Annotated in this window: 19 protein-coding genes; 7 read left to right on the forward strand and 12 right to left on the reverse strand. The window is 57.5% G+C overall.

From position 1 onward, the window contains the following. Positions 1–57: 57 nt before the first annotated feature. Positions 58–1,242, forward strand: a complete 1,185-nt coding sequence (locus IT895_RS06470; RefSeq protein ID WP_085917435.1) for an NAD(P)/FAD-dependent oxidoreductase — start codon at positions 58–60, stop codon at positions 1,240–1,242. Between the two features lie 19 nt (positions 1,243–1,261). On the opposite strand, the gene IT895_RS06475 is transcribed toward IT895_RS06470, so the two are convergent. From IT895_RS06475 to IT895_RS06490, 4 genes are all read right to left on the reverse strand, one after another. After that, on the reverse strand, positions 1,262–1,582 hold the full coding sequence (locus tag IT895_RS06475; protein WP_199285063.1) for a YqjK family protein: 321 nt from the start codon (positions 1,580–1,582) through the stop codon (positions 1,262–1,264). Continuing rightward, positions 1,557–1,958: a phage holin family protein gene (locus tag IT895_RS06480; protein ID WP_085917437.1), complete on the reverse strand. Its 402-nt coding sequence runs from the start codon at positions 1,956–1,958 to the stop codon at positions 1,557–1,559. Before IT895_RS06480 ends, IT895_RS06475 begins: the two co-directional genes overlap by 26 nt. Next, positions 1,958–2,290, reverse strand: a complete 333-nt coding sequence (locus IT895_RS06485) for a DUF883 family protein (RefSeq protein WP_085917438.1) — start codon at positions 2,288–2,290, stop codon at positions 1,958–1,960. Before IT895_RS06485 ends, IT895_RS06480 begins: the two co-directional genes overlap by 1 nt. Before the next feature lie 71 nt (positions 2,291–2,361). Beyond that, the gene (locus IT895_RS06490) at positions 2,362–3,399 is read right to left on the reverse strand and encodes a phospholipase A (RefSeq protein WP_199285064.1); all 1,038 of its coding nucleotides are present in this window, start codon (positions 3,397–3,399) and stop codon (positions 2,362–2,364) included. Between the two features lie 152 nt (positions 3,400–3,551). Here IT895_RS06490 and mscK point away from each other — a divergent pair, with 152 nt between their 5' ends. Then, complete coding sequence (mscK, locus tag IT895_RS06495) at positions 3,552–6,884, forward strand: mechanosensitive channel MscK (RefSeq protein ID WP_267905862.1); 3,333 nt, start codon at positions 3,552–3,554, stop codon at positions 6,882–6,884. Here the strand turns inward: mscK and IT895_RS06500 are convergent. Continuing rightward, positions 6,881–7,639: a TlyA family RNA methyltransferase gene (locus IT895_RS06500; RefSeq protein ID WP_085917441.1), complete on the reverse strand. Its 759-nt coding sequence runs from the start codon at positions 7,637–7,639 to the stop codon at positions 6,881–6,883. The genes mscK and IT895_RS06500 overlap by 4 nt on opposite strands. Then, the gene (locus tag IT895_RS06505; protein WP_085917442.1) at positions 7,636–9,678 is read right to left on the reverse strand and encodes a hypothetical protein; all 2,043 of its coding nucleotides are present in this window, start codon (positions 9,676–9,678) and stop codon (positions 7,636–7,638) included. Before IT895_RS06505 ends, IT895_RS06500 begins: the two co-directional genes overlap by 4 nt. Before the next feature lie 374 nt (positions 9,679–10,052). Here IT895_RS06505 and IT895_RS06510 point away from each other — a divergent pair, with 374 nt between their 5' ends. From IT895_RS06510 to IT895_RS06520, 3 genes are read left to right on the forward strand one after another with little or no spacing between them, the layout of a single operon-like run. Further along, the gene (locus tag IT895_RS06510; protein WP_085917523.1) at positions 10,053–10,379 is read left to right on the forward strand and encodes a DUF1820 family protein; all 327 of its coding nucleotides are present in this window, start codon (positions 10,053–10,055) and stop codon (positions 10,377–10,379) included. Positions 10,380–10,427: 48 nt separating this feature from the next. After that, positions 10,428–11,063: a TIGR04211 family SH3 domain-containing protein gene (locus IT895_RS06515; protein WP_085917443.1), complete on the forward strand. Its 636-nt coding sequence runs from the start codon at positions 10,428–10,430 to the stop codon at positions 11,061–11,063. Positions 11,064–11,084: 21 nt separating this feature from the next. Further along, positions 11,085–11,720 (forward strand): thiopurine S-methyltransferase, encoded by a 636-nt coding sequence (locus tag IT895_RS06520; RefSeq protein ID WP_085917444.1) that lies wholly within the window; start codon positions 11,085–11,087, stop codon positions 11,718–11,720. A gap of 35 nt (positions 11,721–11,755) precedes the next feature. On the opposite strand, the gene IT895_RS06525 is transcribed toward IT895_RS06520, so the two are convergent. Further along, positions 11,756–12,349 (reverse strand): YajG family lipoprotein, encoded by a 594-nt coding sequence (locus IT895_RS06525; protein ID WP_199285065.1) that lies wholly within the window; start codon positions 12,347–12,349, stop codon positions 11,756–11,758. Between the two features lie 174 nt (positions 12,350–12,523). On the opposite strand from IT895_RS06525, the gene IT895_RS06530 reads away from it, so the two are divergent. After that, entirely contained in the window at positions 12,524–13,141 is a 618-nt protein-coding gene (locus IT895_RS06530; RefSeq protein ID WP_085917445.1) for an alpha-ketoglutarate-dependent dioxygenase AlkB family protein, read from the forward strand. Between the two features lie 77 nt (positions 13,142–13,218). Here the strand turns inward: IT895_RS06530 and IT895_RS06535 are convergent, their stop codons facing one another. From IT895_RS06535 to cysP, 4 genes are read right to left on the reverse strand one after another with little or no spacing between them, the layout of a single operon-like run. After that, positions 13,219–14,313: a sulfate/molybdate ABC transporter ATP-binding protein gene (locus IT895_RS06535; RefSeq protein WP_085917446.1), complete on the reverse strand. Its 1,095-nt coding sequence runs from the start codon at positions 14,311–14,313 to the stop codon at positions 13,219–13,221. Next, positions 14,310–15,137: a sulfate ABC transporter permease subunit CysW gene (gene cysW / locus IT895_RS06540; RefSeq protein WP_085917447.1), complete on the reverse strand. Its 828-nt coding sequence runs from the start codon at positions 15,135–15,137 to the stop codon at positions 14,310–14,312. Before cysW ends, IT895_RS06535 begins: the two co-directional genes overlap by 4 nt. Continuing rightward, positions 15,137–15,991, reverse strand: a complete 855-nt coding sequence (gene cysT / locus IT895_RS06545) for a sulfate ABC transporter permease subunit CysT (RefSeq protein ID WP_199285066.1) — start codon at positions 15,989–15,991, stop codon at positions 15,137–15,139. Before cysT ends, cysW begins: the two co-directional genes overlap by 1 nt. Positions 15,992–16,015: 24 nt before the next feature. Further along, a complete protein-coding gene (cysP, locus tag IT895_RS06550) occupies positions 16,016–17,023 on the reverse strand; it encodes a thiosulfate ABC transporter substrate-binding protein CysP (protein WP_085917449.1) in 1,008 nt (335 codons plus the stop codon). A 231-nt stretch (positions 17,024–17,254) separates the two neighbouring features. Here cysP and rpe point away from each other — a divergent pair, with 231 nt between their 5' ends. Further along, positions 17,255–17,950: a ribulose-phosphate 3-epimerase gene (gene rpe / locus IT895_RS06555; RefSeq protein WP_085917450.1), complete on the forward strand. Its 696-nt coding sequence runs from the start codon at positions 17,255–17,257 to the stop codon at positions 17,948–17,950. Between the two features lie 22 nt (positions 17,951–17,972). Here the strand turns inward: rpe and IT895_RS06560 are convergent, their stop codons facing one another. Continuing rightward, a complete protein-coding gene (locus IT895_RS06560; protein ID WP_199285067.1) occupies positions 17,973–19,271 on the reverse strand; it encodes an NAD(P)/FAD-dependent oxidoreductase in 1,299 nt (432 codons plus the stop codon). Between the last annotated feature and the right edge of the window lie 68 nt (positions 19,272–19,339).

Raw genomic sequence — 19,339 nt, forward strand, 5'->3', positions numbered from 1 at the left:
AAAGCCTTGAGAGGCTGTTAAAATGCCGCCTTTTTGCCAAGCTTGGAGCGCTAACGAATGACCTACGATGTCGTGATCATTGGGGCTGGTGCGGCAGGCCTGATGTGTGCTGCCCAGGCGGGCTATGCCGGAAAGCGTGTGTTGGTGATTGATCATGCGAAAAAAGCCGGCAAAAAAATCCTGATGTCAGGCGGGGGGCGCTGCAACTTTACCAATCTTGGCACTACGCCACAGCACTTTTACTCGTCAAACCCCTACTTTTGTATTTCGGCGTTAAAACGCTATCGGCCCGAGCATTTTGTCGAGCTGGTAGAGCGTCATGGGATTGACTACGTAGAAAAAACGCCCGGTCAGCTATTCTGTGCGACCTCTGCCAAAGAGATCGTCCGCATGCTGCTCACCGAGTGCGAGTGGGCGGGCGCTGACATACGTCTCAGTACTCAGATCACCCGCGTCGAGGAGCAGGGCAGTGCCATGCGGCTAACGACCTCAATAGGTAGTATCGATGCGGGTGTCGTGGTCGTGGCAAGCGGCGGACTGTCGATTCCGACCATGGGGGCGAGTAGTTTCGGGTACGACCTCGCCCGTCAGTTTGGCCTTGCCGTGCGGCCGACGACGCCAGGTCTTGTACCGTTTACGCTCAGCGATCAGTGGAAAGCCAGGGCCAGCGATCTGTCGGGAGTCAGCTTGCCGGTGACGGTGAGCGCTGGCTCGCAACGTTTTAACGAGCCCATGCTATTTACCCATCGCGGTTTATCCGGCCCTGGCATGTTGCAAGCGTCCAGCGTCTGGGCACCCGGCGAGGCGATTGAAATTGATTTATTACCGCAGCAGGATGCCAAAGCGTTGCTGCACCATGCCCGCGAGCACACACCTAAGCGCCAGTTGGCCACGTGGTTGATGGATTATTTGCCCAAGCGAGTGGCGCAATCGCTTTGTGACTGGTATCCAGAAGGCCACGACAAGCAACCGCTGGCGCAATACAGCAATACGCAGCTTGAGCGTTGGGCGGCGCGGCTAAATCGTTGGCAGTTGAAACCTGCCGGAACGGAAGGGTGGCGAACGGCGGAGGTGACGATGGGAGGGGTGGATACCCAGGCAATTTCATCCAAGACCTTTGAGGTCAGCGGATTGCCCCAATTGCGATTCATCGGTGAAGTGCTCGATGTGACCGGCGAGCTGGGGGGGTATAACTTTCAGTGGGCCTGGGCCAGCGGGGTAGCCTGCGGCCAGGCTTGCTGACCCAGGCAAACTTTGTCGGCTAGGTGGTCGCTTTGGCAAGCAACTTGAGCTTGCGGAAAAGCATGTAGCCCGCCAGGACTTTACGGCCACCTGCCAGCGCCCCTCGGGGATGACGAGCCAGGCGCAAGGCAATGATACCGCCGACGAAATAAGCAGGTATTTTAAAGCGTTGCCAATTGGAGTCGAGGGGGGATGCCGCCCGCAATAACTGATCACTGTCGACCAGAATATCCACACGCTGCTGCTCCAGCTCGGCTAACAGGTGCGCCTTTCGCTCTGCCCTGGAAAGCGGCTTGGTATCGGCACCTGGTGGCTTAGCGGGGGCGTTGATCGGACTCATTTTTTGCCTCCAGCAAGGCGCGGTCGGCGGCTAATTGGTTCAGCGTTTCTTTCAGCAAGGTGTGCTGTTTCGCTTGGCGAAGCGCTATCACGGCCAATGTAAAGCTGGCTACAATCAATACCAGAGCGCTTCCGCCAATAGCGGCAAGCCGGTAGGTATCCCAGAAAAGTACCACGACCAGTGCCACCAGCGTGGCGACACCAAGCAGTAGCAAAAGCAGACTGGCGCCAGCCAACAACATCAGCACAAGCAGTCGTGAGCGTTCTTCTTCCAGCTCTACTACCGCTAAACGCAAGCGCGTTTCACCGTTGGCGATCAGCGAGTTGAGTAAGCGTTTAGCGGCTGAAAAAACGCGTTGGGTAGGCCCCAAAGCCATTAGCGACGACCGATAAGCATACCGATGATAACGCCGGCCGCTGCACCGATTCCGATGCTGGTCCAGGGGTTTTCGTGGACATAGCGGTCGCAGGCATCAGCCTGGTGTGTCAGGGAATCGCGGGTGTCTTCATAAATACGCTCACCACGCGCTTCCAGGCGCTGACGGGTATCCTTGAGACGCTGTTCGGCGCGGGTGCGCAGGTCGCGCATTTCGCCGCTGGCGTCTTTCGAGGTGGCATTGACCAGTTCTTCGACGGTATCGCTCAGATGGCGCAGATCTTCTTTCAGTTGATCGGCCTGAGCGGTGCTTTCGTTTTGACGTTTAGCCATGATGTCTTCCTTTGACGGTTAATGAACAGCTATCAGCATAGCAGTCGCATAGTCACTGACAAGCGAATTGGCTATCGGTTCAGGCCGCTGGCGCTGAATAACGGGTTTAAACTGAACCCGATGCTCAAGCGATGCACGCGGTGATCGTAGTCAATCAGGCTCTCGCCGTAACCGTAGTAGTACTGCACGTGAGCGCGTAGAGAATTGAAGGCCGGCCAGCTGTAGTCGATTTGCGTTCCCATATTGCCAGCGCTGGGGTTCCCTCGCAGTTGGCCACTGACCTCATGGTTGTCATCGAGTCGTTTGGCGATACGAATGTCGCCGTACCCCATATAGCGGTCAATATCCGGGTTGTCGTCGTCGCCTTCGGATTCGGGAACCCGCCAGTGGGGCGCAAAGGTGACGGCCCAGTCGCCACTTTGAAAGATGCTCTCGAGATAGACTCGGTTCCAACTACGCGAGAATGGGTCCGAACGGCCGTTGGACTGATGGTTGACTGCGATACGGTTGCGGGTGTTTACCCAACCCAAGGCCTCCCACGGTGCATCAATATCAATAAACACTTCTGGCTCGTAATTGGTCTCACGAAACGGCGAAGAGGCTTCTGTATTGAAGGCCTGCCACCAACTACGTTGGGTATAGCCAAAATAGACGTCGCCGTACTCGCCCCATAGTACATTCTCTGCCAGATTGACCTTGGCACTGAACTGGAACTTCAGTTCGGTGCTATCCGGTGAGGCATCTGAGGAGACACTTTTGAAGTTTTCGCGATTCTGTTTTTCATTATAGCTCACCGGAAATAGGTAGTTGGTCCGGTGCGTGGTAATCGAAAAGGGGTTGCGGCTGGATTCCTGTTCCAACTGACGCCGCTCGTTGAGATCTTCAATCGCGACTTCTTCAGGTGGTCGAATATCGCCAGTGTCCGTTTGACCCTCTTCTTCAAGCGCTTCGGCCTGCTGCAGTTGCTGGTGAAGCCGGGAGAGCTCATTGTTAAGCTCGCTAATACGCGCCTCAATATCCTCGCGGGTATTGGCGTGGGAGAAAGCGCTGAAGACGGTCAGGCCGCAAAGTAAAAAGAAGCTTTTTAGACGTCGGTGTCGAATGACCATCGATAACTCACATGGATAGGGTGGGGCACGTGCCTGTGCTTGAGCTGTTCTATCATGCTGACGACGTAAGTCAACTGTTATGATTGCGCCGCGACTGCCAACCCCCGACAATAGCCAAGCTCAATACTGATGCGTTAGCGAGGCATAGCGCTGTGGAGAAATTCGTCTTCCGTTTGGCAATGAAAGGGTTGTTGGTCCTGATGCTACTATTTTGTAGCGTTGCCTTGAAAGCGGCGACGGTGGACGATGTGCCCGACGAAGCCTCTCTCCAGGAACGGCTTGATCAGCTTGAATCTCAGGAAACATTAAACCCTCAGCAGGCGCTGGATCAACAAGCGTTGATCGCCGCATTGGAGGCTTACGAGCGGCTGGATGCCATCGAACAGCAGCTCGCGGAGCTGGAGGAGCGGGTAAGCCAGGCGCCTGATGCGCTGATTGCCGTCGAGCGTGAGCTCGCTGAGACTGAAGATAGCGATGACATGCCATCGATCGATGAGCTCAGCAACTTACCCTTGGCCGCACTGGAATCCGAGCAGGCAGAGGCGCTGACCCAGCTCCAGCAGCTTCAGAGCCAGCTTGCGGAAGTGAATTCGCAATTTCTGACGGCTCAAACGTTGCCCGAACGCGCCCAGCAATCCATGGCCGTCACGCTTGAGCGCATGGAGTCGCTGCGCCGTGACGCCACTGAACGTGAAACACTGCTGGGGGATCGTCAGCTATCCGCCCTGAATGATGCCCGCATGATTCAACTGCGTCTTGAGCGGGCCGTCGCCGATCGTGAGGTGGCTCTTTATCAGCGCCAGCTGAGCGCCAATGGACGGTTGCGTGATCTTGCCCAGCAGCGTCGGGACCTGTTGATGCTGAAAATTGATCAACAGGAGCAGCGGCTTAATTTGCTGCAAAACGTCATAGATAGGGAGCGACGGCTGGCATCAGAACAGGCGATTGCCGATGCTGCCCAGACAGATCCCCTGATCGCGGCTGGACACCCTGTTGTGGTGCAGGCTCAGCAGCGTAACCAATCGCTTAGCCTGGCGTTATTGCAGGCGGGTGAGCGGGATAACAGCCTGGTGCGCGACAATATCGATGCCCAGCGCCAGCTTGAACATGTGCGCCAACTACAGCGTAGTTTGAACGAGCAGATAGAGGCGATTCGCGGCAGCCAGTTGCTGTCACGGATACTACGCGAGCAGCGCCAGTCGTTGCCTAATGTACAACCTCGTCGCGATTTGCAGGATGAGATTGCCGACTTGCGTCTCAAACAGTTCGATCTGGTTCGCCAGCGCGACCAGCTACGTCAGGCTGAGCAGTTGGCCAGGCAACGTCTCAAGGATGCCAATGTCGAACCGACCCCCGCGCTGATCAATACGCTGTCAAGGCTCTACCAGTCACGCCGCGAATTGGTCGATGAGCTTGAAGAGGTCTATGGACGGTTGCTAAGCGCTGCCGTCGAGCTACAGCTTAATCAACAGCAGTTGTTGGCCACTACCCAAGCGTTGCGCAGTACCATTGACGAGCAGTTGTTCTGGGTGGCCAATAGCCGACCACTGGACGTTAACTGGCTCCGGCAGTTACCTCAACATCTACGCATCGAGTGGCAGGAAGGCGAGTGGCGCGCTGCTTTGCCGAATCGCTGGCCGTCACCGGATTGGGAAATGTTGAGCGGTGTTCCTTTTTTTGCCGCTGGACTTTTGCTGGCCGTTCTACGCCGACGGATCAAGAAGCGCCTGGCGACACTACACGGCCAAATTGGACGACTAAAAAGCGACACCCAGCTGCATACGCCCAGAGCCGTTTTTCTGAATGCCTTGCTGGCGATGCCAGGGCCGTTGGCACTGGCGGGAGTGGGGGTGGCACTGGGCGCTACCGAGAGTCTACTGTCGGCGAACCTGGCTCCTGCCTTATTGCAGTTGGCGTTGAGCTGGGTTGTTGTCGCCTGGGGGAGACGGCTGTTGGTGGCGGATGGCGTGGCCGAGCAACACTTTACCTGGTCGCCTGCTTATAACGCCCAACTGCGGCGTTTACTGGCGGGGCTAGGGGTGGCGCTGGTACCGGTGATTGCCATTTCAACACTGGCCGACAATCTTCAGACGCCGCTCGCCCAGCGGCCGGTTGCCATGGGACTGTTAACCTTGGGGCTGCTGGCAATGAGCGTGTGCTTGGCCAGGTTGATCCTGGCCCATGTGCCCATTTTTGGCGTTCGCCTGTTTCGCCTGCTACTCGGCTTGGCCATGTCGGCAGTGCCTATCGTCTTGCTGGGGCTGGTGGTGTGGGGATATGAATACACGGCGCTGAGGCTGGTGGGTCGCTTTGTTGCCACGCTCTACCTACTGGGCCTGTGGGTGGTGGTAGAAGCCACTGTGGTGCGTAGTTTGGCCGTGGCGGCAAGGCGCCTGGCCTATCGGCGTGCACTGGCAAGGCGACGCGCTCAGGTTCAGGAGGGTGCCGAAGGCGGTCTGGAAGTCGTAGAAGAGCCGCCGCTGGACATGGAACAGATCAATACTCAGTCGCTACGCCTTTCCAAACTGATTTTACTGGTTGCCTTCAGTGGCTTGCTGTATCTGGTCTGGGCAGACCTGCTTTCAGTGCTGAGCTATCTGGACCAGGTATCGCTATGGGAGAACGCCGATGGCGAATTGGTCGATAGTGCGCTGTCGATTTCCGACCTGTCGGGTGCCCTGCTGGTGGTGGCACTGACGTTTATTCTGGCACGCAATCTGCCGGGGTTGCTGGAGGTCATGGTGCTTTCCCGCCTGACGTTAAAGCAGGGCAGTGCCTATGCGATCACTTCCTTGCTGTCGTACACCATTGTCGGGACCGGTATCGTGTCGGCCTTGGGCACGCTGGGCGTGTCATGGGACAAATTACAATGGCTGGTAGCGGCCTTGAGTGTGGGCCTGGGGTTTGGGCTGCAGGAGATCTTTGCCAACTTTATCTCCGGTCTGATTATTCTGTTCGAACGCCCCATCCGGATTGGCGATACCATCACCCTGGGTAATCTGCACGGCACGGTGAGCCGTATTCGCATACGTGCGACGACCGTGACCGATTTTGATCGCAAAGAGATCATCATTCCCAATAAAACCTTCGTGACCGATCAATTGATCAACTGGTCGCTCTCCGACAACGTGACCCGCGTGGTGCTGACCTACGGCGTGGTCCATGGCTCAGATCTGGCGACGGTACACCGCTTGTTGCGCCAAGCGGCGGATGAAAATGTCCGTGTGCTTGCCGATCCCGAGCCGCAGGTATTCTGCATGAGCTATGGGCCCCATAGCCTCAACTTTGAACTGCGTATCTTTGTCAACGATCTGCTGGATCGACTGTTTGCCGCCGATGAGATCAATTGCCGGGTGGATGCGCTGTTCCGCGAAGCGGGCGTACGCATTGCCTTTGAGCAAATGGATGTCTGGCTGCACCGGGCGTCGGGGGAGTCGGTGAAAGTGGAAACGCTAAAGCCGTCTCCGGGAACTTCCAATGACTAGTCGGTTTTTTGCGCGTAAAGCAGAAACTCGCGGTTACCGTCGCCGCCGGTAATCGGACTGATTTGCCAATGTTGGACGGTGAACCCCAGTGACTGGCATGCTTTCCTTAAGCGTTCCTCAACGTCATGATAATTCGCGTCATCGCGGACCACGCCGCGTTTGTCCAGTGCTTTCGGTGTCAGCTCGAACTGCGGTTTCACCAGAGAAATTAGCCGTCCGTGGCGCGGCAGCAGGGCGGCTATTTCAGGCAGGATCAAGGTTTGCGAAATAAACGATACGTCCATGACCGCCAAATCGACGGGGTGCTCGGCGAGCGCCTGTTGCAGGGTCTTTTCCCCGCGCATGGCGCGGGCATTGATGCCTTCCAGACAGGTGATCCGTGGATCGTTTCTAAGGCGTGCATCTAACTGGCCATGGCCGACTTCGACACCAATCACGTGGCGCGCGCCGGCTTGCAAGGCACAGTCGCTGAACCCCCCGGTTGACTGGCCGACGTCGAGGACACCCAGTCCGTCGAGTCGGAGCTCAAGTGCGTCAAGCATGGCCTCCAGCTTGAGGCCGGCACGTGATACGAAGCGCTCCTCAGGGTCCGGGGCAACGTACAGGCGGGTATCTTCGGGCCACTTTTCGCTGGGTTTGGTGAGTGCCTGCGTCGTCTCATCAAGCGAGACACGGCCATTGCGGATAAGGCGCTGAGCGCGGGTGCGCGAGCTCGTCAGCCCCTGGCTGACGAGCAGTTGGTCAAGTCGCATCATGTGTCGTTGGGTGGGGTGTGGTAAGGGCCTTCGTTGGCTTGCAGCTCTGTGGCGGGTAGCCGTTCGGCCCCCCAGCTTTGCTGCAGGTAACGTTTAACGGTATCGAGCTCGTCTTCGGTGACTGTCGCCAGTTCACCGCGTTCAAGCGGGTCAAAGTGATAAATATACAGCCGCGAAACAAATTGCGAAAACGGCAGCGAGGCTTCGCCGAAGCGTTCGCCGTGCCCCGCGGTGCTGACTTTTACACCATCCCCCCAATCCTGACCGCTATCGTTATTGGGATTGTAAAAATAAATGCGCATCACGTCGTTAGGATCAAGTGAGGCGCGCAGGATGGTGATGGCGTGCCAGCCAATGAAACGGGCGGCGCTGTCGGTGACGGCAATACCGGCAGGCTGAGGATGAATCAGTGGCTGGTTGCCATTGTAGTAAGGGTGGTAGCAGGCGTAGAAGTGACGAATAAAATCATTCAAGTCGACTAATTTGCCGGTAGCCACATCGACATTGATACGAAAGCCGCGGCCTGACCACCAGCCGTGAAATTCCGGATTCACCCAGCGGTGGGGGTCGCCTTCACGGCTAATGCAACGTCGACCCATTTCGGCGTAGATACGGTCCAGATGCGGCACCACAATCAATGAAACGGGGTCAAGGTCTATCGGTAGCTCCGAAGCCACGCCCGATAAACTCGCCATCGAAGAGATGGCCTGGCCTTCGAAGTGCATGATGATCTCGTCATCCCGTGCGGCCCAGGTAACCATCTGCAACAAGTAGTCCGGGTCATTGTAAGCCCACATTGATAACGCGCGGGCCGACTGACAGGTCGGGTTATTGCCCTGACCAACACCTAACGGCAAGCCCAGCATGCACAGCACGCCTTCCAGCAGGCGAGCCCTTGGCGACGCTATCTCGCCATAGGCAATATTCAGGCGTGCCTGAGACCATTCGGAAAGAGGCAGGTTGAGCTGGCGCCACATGGCCGGTGCCACCGGGGGCTGGTAAAGAATCCCTCGCTCGAGCATCAGGGCCAGCCCGTAGACGGCCTGGGCCGTGGCTGGATATACGCTGCCGCGAATCAGTGCATGAACCAGCTCGCGGTAACACAGCAGGCAATCACGGCCGGTTGACGAGAGCCCGAAGGCTTCAGACACCAGATGATCACCCTCTTCGAGCAAGTGACGCAGCAGGACCGCGTGGTAGGGCGATACCAGCCCGGTGTCGTGCATGGCTCGTGCGAACCCGGTTGCTTCAGCCTGTAGAGCCGATTGGTCCATGCCATCCAGCCGCTCGCGGTAGATATCAATGCCTGGGTCTTCGCGACACGCCTGGGTTGGCCCGAAGAGCGAGCTTACCAGCCTGTCGGCCCCCTGGCCGCTGGCCCCCAGGTCGATCTCGGGGTTTGCCTGGCACAGGGAGATTTGGGTAATCATCTGTTTGATGGAATCGACCTGAATGGGGCGCTGCTTGAGAATGCGCCATATTTCGTCAATCAACTGGTCGATGATGTGTTCGTAACCAATCCGTTCCGCCAGATACTGGAAGAGTTGGCGTGGAATAACGGCCAGGCGTCCCTGCTGTTCACGCTCAGCTTCGCTTGGCGCGGTAAACAGCAGCCATAGATTGATGGCGATGACCTGGGTCAGGTAGTGATGCGAAAATTCTTCCGATACCAATGGGTGCGCATAACCACCTTTTGCCACGGCGAGTAAACGAATCTCGCTGAGCGTCTCGATGACCACCACGTTGGGGTCGGTGCTTTTAAGTGCAAACGTGGTCAGGGTTGGCACCAGATACTGGGGGGTTTCCCAGTCGGAACCCAAGAAGACGCCCGCCGCCTCAAATGCTTGCGCACGCTGCTCGAGCGCTTGGGCGCCGCCGTCCAGCATTAAAAGTTCGCGTGCTGTGTCCAAGACGCGGGGTAGTTCCGCTGGTTTTGATAACGCAGGCGCTTGCGACAGCAGGTGCACGGCGTCGTCAAAGTTGGTCAGCAGCCCGTTAAATTTATCGTCTTGCGTCGCTGGCTGTTGATCGGTGGTCACGATGACTCCTTGTCCCGGGTGAGCGGGGATTATACATAGAAGTCGAGATCTTCTTGATGTTTTAGTAGATCGCGAAGCGAATGTGCATTCTCACCCTTAAAGTAGACCAGACCGCAGTGGGTACCAAGCGGGATACTTTGGGTGATGGCACTGAAGCACCAGCCAGGAAGATCGCTATTGCTCCTGTTTGGGCCCTTTGCATGGGTGATTGCTTCTGGATGAAGGACAAAAAAGTCAAACAGACTTGACTACCCTACACACAAGCGGAGGTTTCGGCCATGGAAGGGTTGTCCGAACGGCAAACGCTTGCATACGGGAATATGTTAAGCTTCACCGCTAAATTAACGTTCCAGCGGCAAGAGGAAAAGGCCAAGATGGCGGCCAAGCCAATTTACCGAGTGGTGGTGCACCAGCAGGGTGAAATTTGGGATTTATACGTGCGCGAGATATTCCAAAGCGAACTCTGGGGCTTTATTGAAGTCGAGGAGTTTGTCTTTGAAGATTCCTCGAGGGTAGTAATCGACCCTGCGAGCGAAAAATTGCAGCGCACCTTCGAAGGCGTGAAGCGAAGTTACCTCCCGCTCAACGCGATCGTGCGCATTGATGAAGTGGAGCGTGAGGGACCTTTGAAAGCCGTTAAAAGCGACGCGCAGGTGGCGGAGTTTCCTCGTCCGTTTTCACTCCCACCGCGCGGAGATTAGACACGTTAGCGCTGCCGAAGGGCAGTGACTTAATCAGGACATTACGTCATGCAGATAGCTCAATTTTGTCATCGTTACCGGGCGGTTGCCGCCGGTGTATTAGTCAGTGTGTGGTGTGTCAATGGGGTGGCCCAGCCGGAAAATGAGGCCTGGGTAAGTGATGAGCTTTCAACCTATGTACGCAGTGGCCCCACGGATGGCTACCGCATTGTGGGGACGCTGAATGCCGGCGAGCAGGTTGAGGTGCTTGAAACCAGCGGCGACTACACCCGCGTGCGCGGTGATGGCGGCGATACCGTATGGATTTTGAGCGATGAGCTCCAGGAAACGCCCAGTGCCACCGAGCAGCTGCCAGAACTCGAGTCACGGGTGGCCGCGCTTACCGATGAGTTAGACGGTATCAACGAAGAATGGGAGCAGCGCGTGGCCACCATGCGCGATACCTTGGAAGCACGTCAGCAGCGCATTGATGAACTGGAAACGCGTAACGACCAACTGAGCAGTAATGTCGATGAGTCGAGTGAGCAAGTGCGCGCCCTGCAAGCACGGCTTGATACCCAGGAAGAGGACCTGCTGCTGCGCTACTTCATGTATGGCGGAGGCGTCGCCGGTGCTGGCCTGGTTGTCGGTCTTATCGTGCCTCACCTGCCACGTCGGCGTAAAAAACGCGATCGCTGGTTTTAATGGGCGTATGAGCGACCAAAAATGACGGATCTCTGGCGAGCCCGGTGGCAGGAGGGGCGTATTGGCTTTCATTTGCCCCAACCCCACCCCGCGCTGACACATTACTGGCCATCGCTTGGCGTGCCTGACCGCGCCAAGGTACTGGTTCCCCTCTGCGGTAAAACGCTGGATATGCGTTGGCTTGCTGAAGCGGGGCATCCAGTGCTGGGTGTTGAGCTGGCGCCTGAGGCAATCGAGCAGTTTCTTGCCCAGTCATCGACTCCGGTATCGCGTTATCAACAGGCGGGGTTCAACATCAGTCGCCAAGGCAATATCGAGTTGTGGTGCGGCGATTTTTTTCACTTGCACATTCAGCAGGCAAGCGAAATCGGCGCGTTTTACGACCGCGCCGCGCTAATCGCCCTGCCCGAAGCGACGCGCCAGCGTTATGCGTTTCATCTTGCCCAACTGACGCCGCCGGGGGCCAAAGGGCTGCTGGTGAGTGTGGCACACCAGGGAGAGGGCGGGGGCCCTCCTTACAGCGTCCCGCATGAGGAAGTCGAGGCACTGTTGACGCCCAATTTCCGGTTGTCGCTGTTGGAAGAGACCGAGCCGGATGCACGCGGGATAACGGAAACCGTTTGGCATTTAGTGCGTCGAGGGCCGCTGGAACCATAAAAACCTCTGACGCACTAACGTAATGGTCAAAGGGGTTAGCGGGCCAGCAGTTGGCCAAGGTCCTGGTCACTGAAGGCGCGATTCAGCGCATCGCTTAGTAGGTCGTTGACCATTCGCGTGTTGGTATCCTTGTCGGGCTTGACCGCATACTCCTGAGTGCGCCTGGAGGCGTAGGTACCCGTGTAGGTGGTGCCGTCATTGCGCGCGATGGCGCGTAACACGCCTTCAATCCGAGCTTCGTCGATCAATGGCTGGTCGCTGTTGCCCTGCACATAGGTAAGGCTTGCCAGTTCCAGCGTCAGGCTGGGACGCCCGTCGACGGCTTGCCGGGTGGGCGTGAAGCCCATATCGGCGACTGCCCGCTCGGCTTCCTGCTGCAAGCGTGGGATGATTTCATGGCTGTTGACGGTGATTTTCGCGGTCGACATGCCACCGCCTGCACGGTTGCCGATCACTTCGCTGTCACGACCATCCTGCGCCAGGACAGTCACTTCCTGCCCCTGACCGACTGAAGGTACGTTGGCGGTGCGTTCCGGGGAAAGCTGCAGGTAGTGGGGGCTGGCACAGCCCGCAAGCCACACAGTGGCCAGCAAGGAGGCAGATAAAGTGAGCAAATGACGCCGTAGCATGGAGTTCTCCGCTGTTGTTGAAACTGTCATCAGAGCGTCAGTATAACGCTGGTAGTGCGCCAGCGGTATGATCAGACGATGCGGGTTTGCCAAGTTGTTTTTAACCGCTGACTGTGAGCCACTCTCGGCAGTGCAAAGCTGGCTTCGCTCCATGGACACCAACCAGGCGTTGTGATGACGTATACCGATCTATTTGAAAATGACGAAATGAAGTTGATTAACCTCTTGCCGCAGGACGGCGAAGCCTATTACCACGGAAAAATCCTGGATGCTGGCGCGGCGGATCGTTATCTGGAGCAATGTATTGATCAACTGAGCTGGGCGCATGATCGTGCGTTCATGTTTGGCAAAGAGATCGTGACCCAGAGGAAGATGGCCTGGTACGCGGATGAGCCCGTCTCCTATACGTACTCCGGGCATACCAGGACGGCGTTGATGTGGCCTGACGTCTTGCGCGAGATTAAGCAGCGGGTGGAAAGCAGCAGTGGCGATATCTTCAATTCGTGCCTGTGTAATTTTTACAGCTCGGGCGATGAAGGCATGGGGTGGCACAGCGATGGCGAAAAAGAGCTGGTTGAAGAGGGGGCGATCGGGTCGTTGACGCTAGGCAGTGCCAGAAAATTCTCGTTTAAACATAAAGTCACCGGCGAACGGGTGTCGCTGAGCCTTGAGCACGGCAGCTTGTTGATAATGAAAGGCAGTACCCAGAAAAACTGGCTACATAGCCTGCCCAAAACCAAAAAAGTCTCTGATCCGCGGGTCAATTTGACCTTCAGGCAGATGCGTTTCTGAGGCTTGAGTCAGAAAACATAATCCTGTTATTGACGTCGGTTGCCCCGTCCGGGGCAGCCGACGGACTGTGCAACTCACTATGCGACTTGAGTTTTCGCCATCGTGTTTTCTGTTGCGTCGGGGAAGCGTCGCCAATGCCTCGGGTGGGCGTAAAGCCGCTGGCCGCGGCGTAATCCCAGCCGGTTGAAATCGGCGTGGCGCACCGTTGCCAGCCAGGGCTTTGCCAGCCAGTCGGCTTCCAGTTCCACCCGGACTTCGGCGCCCACGGGGGAAATCGCGGTGATCGTCACTGGCAGGTGGCTCTCCGGGGCGGGCTGCTCGGCCAGGCGAATCTCATGGGGCCGCAGCAACAATTCTTCGTCGCCATCCGGCAGGTCCACCGCCAGGTGCGCGTCGCCGCAGGTAAGCGTGCCGTTGTGTACCTTGCCTTCCAGGTAATTGACGTCGCCGAGAAACTCAAACACAAAGCGGTTCTGGGGTGCCCGGTAGAGGGTTTCCGGCGTATCGATCTGCTCAATACGCCCGTTGCTCATTACAACGACGCGGTCAGAGAGCTCAAGGGCTTCCTCCTGATCGTGGGTCACAAACACGCTGGTGAAGTTAAACTCTTCGTGTAGATGACGCAGCCAGCGGCGCAACTCCTGGCGTACTTTGGCATCGAGCGCGCCAAACGGCTCGTCAAGCAGTAGAACATCCGGCTCGACGGCGAGCGCACGGGCCAGTGAAACGCGCTGTTGCTGGCCACCGGAGAGCTGCGCCGGGTAGCGGTGGGCAAAGGCTTCGAGTTTGACCATTTCAAGCAGCCGATACACCCGGGCCCGAATGTCCTGGGCAGAGGGCCGCTTCGCACGCGGCATGACAGTCAAGCCAAACGCGACGTTGTCGTAGACGCTCATGTGGCGGAACAAGGCGTAATTTTGAAACACGAAGCCAATCCGCCGGTCACGGACATGCACGTGGGTGACATCGCGCTCGCCGAATAAAATCTTGCCGGGCGTCGGTGTTTGGTCGGCGTTTTCAAGCCCTGCAATGATGCGTAGCAGGGTGGTTTTACCCGAGCCGGAAGGACCTAGCAGACCAACCAGTTCGCCTTCCTGGATATCCAGATTGATCGGTTCCAGCGCTTGAGTCGCGCCAAAGTGCTTGGCGATATTGTGTAAGCGAATGCTCATGCAAATGCCTCCCGGCGCGACGAGCGCCATTCCAGCCCGGCCTTGGCGGCGAGCGTCAGTAGGGCAATCAATGCGAGTAGAGCCGCGCAGGCAAAAGCCCCCACGGCGTTATAATCCTGATAAAGCTGCTCAAGGTGCAGGGGCAGGGTGTTGGTCTGGCCACGAATCGCCCCGGATACCACCGAGACGGCTCCAAACTCACCCACCGCGCGGGCGTTGGTGAGAATGATGCCGTAAAGTAGTGCCCATCGGATGTTGGGCAGGGTAACGCGCCGAAACGTCGTCCATCCCGATGCACCGAGCGTTACGGCCGCCTCTTCTTCACGTGAGCCCTGGGCCTGCATCAAGGGGATCAGTTCCCGGGCAACAAAGGGGCAGGTGACAAAGATGGTCACCATCAGGATCCCCGGCCAGGCGAACATCAACTGAATATCGTAGCTGTCCAGCCAGCCGCCGATCCAGCCGTTGCGCCCGTATAGCAGCAGGTAGATAAGCCCGGCGACGACGGGAGATACCGCGAACGGTATATCGATTAACGTTTGTAGCAGTCGACGGCCAGGAAAGCTGAAGCGCGTCACCAGCCAGGCAAGTGCCACCCCGAACACCAGGCAGACCGGAATTGTCAGCAGGGCAATACCCAGCGTCAGGCCGATTGCGTGCAGGGTGTAAAAGTCACTGACGTTTGACCAGAACACGCTGACACCCTGCGAGAAGGCCTGAGCGAAAATGGCGACCAGCGGCAGCAGTAGAAATAGCCCCGATAGGCCCACCGCCGCTGCAATCAGCAGGCGGCGGATCAGTGGTGCATCCCCAATTCGACGCATTACCCCTTACCTCCATGCAAGCGACGAATAAAGCGCCCCTGCCAGACATTGATCGCAAGCAACAGGGTCAGCGAAACAAACAGCACCACCGAGGCGATTGCCGAAGCCCCCGCGTAGTCGTACTCCTGCAGCTTGACGAAAATCATCAGCGCGGTGATCTCGGTTTCGTAAGGCATATTGCCAGCGATAAAGATAATGGCGCCGAATTCGCCGAGTGAGCGCACAAACGCAAGCCCCGTGCCAGTGACCAGCGCCGGCCATAAGTGGGGCATGATGACCCGACGAAACGCGACACCGTCAGTGGCGCCCAGTGACATCGCCGCCTCGTCGACTTCAGCGGGCATGTCCTCCAGTACGGGTTGTACCGTGCGGACCACAAACGGGATGCTGGTGAACGCCATGGCCAGAGCAATACCGACCCAGGTGTAGGCAACCTGAAGTCCCAGTGACTCCAGCCAGCCGCCCATCCAGCCACTGCTCGCGTAGAGCGTTGCCAGGGTAATGCCAGCCACCGCTGTAGGTAAGGCGAAGGGCAAATCCATCAGCGCGTCGAGCAGCCGCTTGCCGGTGAAGTCATAGCGGACCAGCACCCAGGCCAGCAGCAGGCCAAAGACGGCATTGACCAACGCCGCGAGGGCGGCCGCCCCAATGGTCACCATGTAACTGGCGACGACACGGCCTTCAGTGATGATTGCCCAGTATTCAGCGAAGCTCAGTCCGGCGAGTTGGCCAAACAGCCCGGTAATGGGCAGCAGCAGTACCAGCGAGATAAACAGCACGCTGATACCCATGGAAAGACCAAAACCCGGCAGCACGCGCGCGCTGCCGGAGTGTCGAAGGGCGAAGTGGCTCATGGCTCAGTCCGGCGAATTAGAGAATTAGCGGCGCTGAAGCTGGTCCAGCATGCCGCCACCTTCAAAGTGCGTTTCCATCGCTTCTGGCCAGCTACCGAAAACATCTTCAACTTTCAGCAGGTCGGTTTCGGGGAACTGATCGGCAAATTCCTCGACCACCGCCTCATGGTGCACACGGTAGTTGAAGCCTGCCAGCAGCCGCTGGGTGTCCTCACGGTAGAGATATTCCAGATAGCTTTGCGCCAGGTCGCTGTTACCGTTTCGCTCAGCGTTTTCGCCCACGACGGCCACGGGGAACTCAGCAAGGATGCTGGTAGGCGGCACGATGACTTCGTAATCATCGCTGCCATATTCCTTGCGAATGTTATTCACCTCGGACTCGAAGCTGATCAGCACATCGCCGATCTCACGTTCGATAAAGCTGGTCGTCGCGCCGCGACCGCCGGTGTCGAAGACCTCCACGTTGGCGAGGAAGGTACGCATGAAGTCCTGAATCTGCTCTTCGTCGCCGTCAAATTGCTCGTCGGCAAAGCCCCAGGCGGCCAGGTAGGTATAGCGGCCGTTGCCCGACGTTTTCGGGTTGGGGAAAACGATTTCAACGTCTTCGTTCACCAGGTCGTCCCAGTTTTCGATGTCCTTGGGGTTATCCTTGCGCACCAAAAACGCCGTGGTGGAGTAGTAGGGCGAGGCGTTGTTGTCCAGCGCCTCCTGCCAGTCTTCATCAACCAGGCCCGCCTCAGCGAGGACGTTGACATCGGTCACCTGGTTGAACGTCACGACGTCAGCGCGCAACCCTTGCATGATGGCGCGTGCCTGGGCAGATGAACCGCCGTGGGATTGGCTGACCTCAACGTCTTCACCGTGTTCTTCTGCCCACCAGGCTTCAAACTTGGGGTTGATCTCGGCAAACAACTCCCGGGCAATATCGTAGGAGGAGTTCAGCAGTTCGCGTTCCTGGGCAATGGCAGGGCTTGAAAGCGTGGCGCCGATAGCCAACGCCAAGACGCTACGACGGAAAACGACAAATGACATTCTAAGCTCCTTAATAACTCAGCCAGTGTTGGCAATCTGGTATTGATAATATAGTTAGCAAGCTTAAACCTGTGATTGTGGAATTACAATTCTGTTTTATATTCTTTTTTAGAATATATGTTAAAGACAATGCCTGACAAACCCCGCTGCGCGACGCTTCTGGTAACATGCAACCCCTTGAATGCGGTAATGGCCGTTGTTTACTCACTTTGGTAAAGCAGGATTGTTGATATGACCGCTGCGCGTGATTGTTTAATTGCTCCCTCGATTCTTTCCGCCAACTTCGCCCGCCTGGGAGAGGAAGTGGACAATGTGCTCGCGTCAGGAGCGGATATCGTCCACTTCGATGTCATGGATAACCACTATGTGCCCAATCTCACCATCGGACCGATGGTCTGCAAGGCATTACGCCAACACGGCGTGACAGCGCCCATTGATGTGCATCTGATGGTCAAGCCAGTGGATCGCATGATCAGCGATTTTATCGAGGCGGGGGCCAGCTATATTACCTTTCACCCGGAAGCCTCCGAGCACATTGACCGCTCGCTGCAGCTGATACGCGACAGCGGCTGCAAAGCCGGGCTGGTATTCAACCCCGCAACGCCGCTTTCCTATCTCGATTACGTCATGGATAAGGTCGACATGGTGCTGCTGATGAGCGTCAACCCCGGTTTTGGCGGGCAGTCGTTCATCCCTGGTACGCTGGATAAACTGCGCGATGCGCGCGCGAGGATTGATGCGTCAGGGCGCGCGATCCGCCTCGAAGTCGACGGTGGCGTCAAGGCCGATAACATAGCCGATATCGCCGCTGCCGGGGCGGATACCTTCGTCGCCGGGTCGGCGATCTTTAATGCCCACCAGCAAAGTGACCCGCACGGCTATGATTCCGTAATTCGGCAGTTGCGCGAAGCGATTGCCAGTGCCTGATTTAAATGCTTGGTTTAATTGATTAATGCAGCTTCATGCGGGGTTTCAGGTAACGATTGAGCTTATCGACCAGCCAGGCAAGGCCGGTTTTGGGCGCGCCGTGGATCGATAGCTGGTGCATTCGGTAGAGCGACGCGTAGGCACGGCGTGCCAGCCAACCCTCCAGGAATAGCCCGCGTGATGCAGAGCTGCGCATCAGGCTGCCGACGGCATCGTAACGGGCAAGGGACACCAGCGAGCCGTGATCCCGGTAGCGAAAATCGGCGAGCGGTTTGCCTTCCAGCTGATTGACCAGGTTCTTGACCAGGTGTTTGGCCTGCTGGTGAGCGGCCTGGGCACGCGGGGGTACGGCGCTGTCGTCCCCCTGCGGGCAGTCGGCACAGTCGCCCAGGGCAAAAATCGCCGGATCATCGACGCTTTGAAGCGTTTTAGCTACCTTGATCTGGTTTTTGTTATTGGTCGAAAGTCCCTGCTCCGCGAGAAACGGCGGTGCCTTGATGCCCGCCGCCCAGACGTTGAGGTCGGTCTCGATCACGTCATCGTCGCCGGTAACCAGACAGCTAGCCTGGGCCTCTTTGATCGCAGTCCCCACGTGGACCGTGACGCCCATGCCTTCCAGCTCTTGCTGAACGGTCTGGCTGATGCGCTCGGACAGGCCCGGAAGCAAGCGCGGTGCGGCCTCGAGCAGGTGCACGCTGATTTGCTGGTGGTCGGTGGCGGTCACCCCGTAGGCATTGAGCATCCTTGAGGCGTCAAACAGTTCGGCGGCCAGTTCCACCCCGGTAGCGCCACCGCCCACTATACCGATGGTCAGTTGGGGATGCTGGCGCAGCGATGGGTCCGTGTAGCGCAGGAAGGTATTGATCATATCGCGCTGAAACGCCTTGGCTTGCTGGGGCGAATCGATAAAATGGCAGTGCTCGGCGACCCCTGGCGTGCCAAAGTCGTTGGATACGCTGCCAAGGGCCATGACCAGGTAGTCGTAGCCTAGCTGTCTTGCGGGGAGAACCTCCTCGCCTTGTTCATCCACAATGGGGGCCAGGTGCAGCTGCTTGGCCTGGCGATCAATGCCGGACAGCGAGCCACGCTGGTAGCGATAATGATGCGCCGACGAATGACCGCGGTAATCCACTTCGTCCATGCTGGAGTTCAGTACCCCGGTGGCCAATTCGTGCAGCAACGGCTTCCAGACGTGGGTTGTATTACGGTCAAGCAAGACAACATTGGCGCGCTCAGGCTTGCCAAGCTTACGTCCCAATTGAGTTGCCAGGGCCAGTCCGCCGGCACCGCCGCCAACGATCACGATGGTGGGAAGGCTCATGTCTTACTCCTTGACTGAAATAAGACTCAGCATAGAGGTTTCTTGCGGTAGTGACGAATGTAAGCTGC

The organism is Halomonas sp. A40-4, from assembly GCF_015767635.1.
In the GTDB taxonomy this organism is placed as follows: domain Bacteria; phylum Pseudomonadota; class Gammaproteobacteria; order Pseudomonadales; family Halomonadaceae; genus Vreelandella; species Vreelandella janggokensis.

Bases quoted from the DNA above. Each gene is read 5' to 3' on its own strand.
- IT895_RS06500 (WP_085917441.1), bottom strand. From the start codon at position 7,639: ATGATGCGACTTGACCAACTGCTCGTCAGCCAGGGGCTGACGAGCTCG.
- cysT (WP_199285066.1), bottom strand. From the start codon at position 15,991: ATGAGCCACTTCGCCCTTCGACACTCCGGCAGCGCGCGCGTGCTGCCG.
- IT895_RS06475 (WP_199285063.1), bottom strand. From the start codon at position 1,582: ATGAGTCCGATCAACGCCCCCGCTAAGCCACCAGGTGCCGATACCAAG.
- IT895_RS06480 (WP_085917437.1), bottom strand. From the start codon at position 1,958: ATGGCTTTGGGGCCTACCCAACGCGTTTTTTCAGCCGCTAAACGCTTA.
- IT895_RS06535 (WP_085917446.1), bottom strand. From the start codon at position 14,313: ATGAGCATTCGCTTACACAATATCGCCAAGCACTTTGGCGCGACTCAA.
- IT895_RS06470 (WP_085917435.1), top strand. From the start codon at position 58: ATGACCTACGATGTCGTGATCATTGGGGCTGGTGCGGCAGGCCTGATG.
- IT895_RS06525 (WP_199285065.1), bottom strand. From the start codon at position 12,349: ATGCTACGGCGTCATTTGCTCACTTTATCTGCCTCCTTGCTGGCCACT.
- IT895_RS06510 (WP_085917523.1), top strand. From the start codon at position 10,053: ATGGCGGCCAAGCCAATTTACCGAGTGGTGGTGCACCAGCAGGGTGAA.
- IT895_RS06515 (WP_085917443.1), top strand. From the start codon at position 10,428: ATGCAGATAGCTCAATTTTGTCATCGTTACCGGGCGGTTGCCGCCGGT.
- IT895_RS06560 (WP_199285067.1), bottom strand. From the start codon at position 19,271: ATGAGCCTTCCCACCATCGTGATCGTTGGCGGCGGTGCCGGCGGACTG.
- cysW (WP_085917447.1), bottom strand. From the start codon at position 15,137: ATGCGTCGAATTGGGGATGCACCACTGATCCGCCGCCTGCTGATTGCA.
- rpe (WP_085917450.1), top strand. From the start codon at position 17,255: ATGACCGCTGCGCGTGATTGTTTAATTGCTCCCTCGATTCTTTCCGCC.
- IT895_RS06530 (WP_085917445.1), top strand. From the start codon at position 12,524: ATGACGTATACCGATCTATTTGAAAATGACGAAATGAAGTTGATTAAC.
- IT895_RS06485 (WP_085917438.1), bottom strand. From the start codon at position 2,290: ATGGCTAAACGTCAAAACGAAAGCACCGCTCAGGCCGATCAACTGAAA.
- IT895_RS06520 (WP_085917444.1), top strand. From the start codon at position 11,085: ATGACGGATCTCTGGCGAGCCCGGTGGCAGGAGGGGCGTATTGGCTTT.
- IT895_RS06490 (WP_199285064.1), bottom strand. From the start codon at position 3,399: ATGGTCATTCGACACCGACGTCTAAAAAGCTTCTTTTTACTTTGCGGC.
- cysP (WP_085917449.1), bottom strand. From the start codon at position 17,023: ATGTCATTTGTCGTTTTCCGTCGTAGCGTCTTGGCGTTGGCTATCGGC.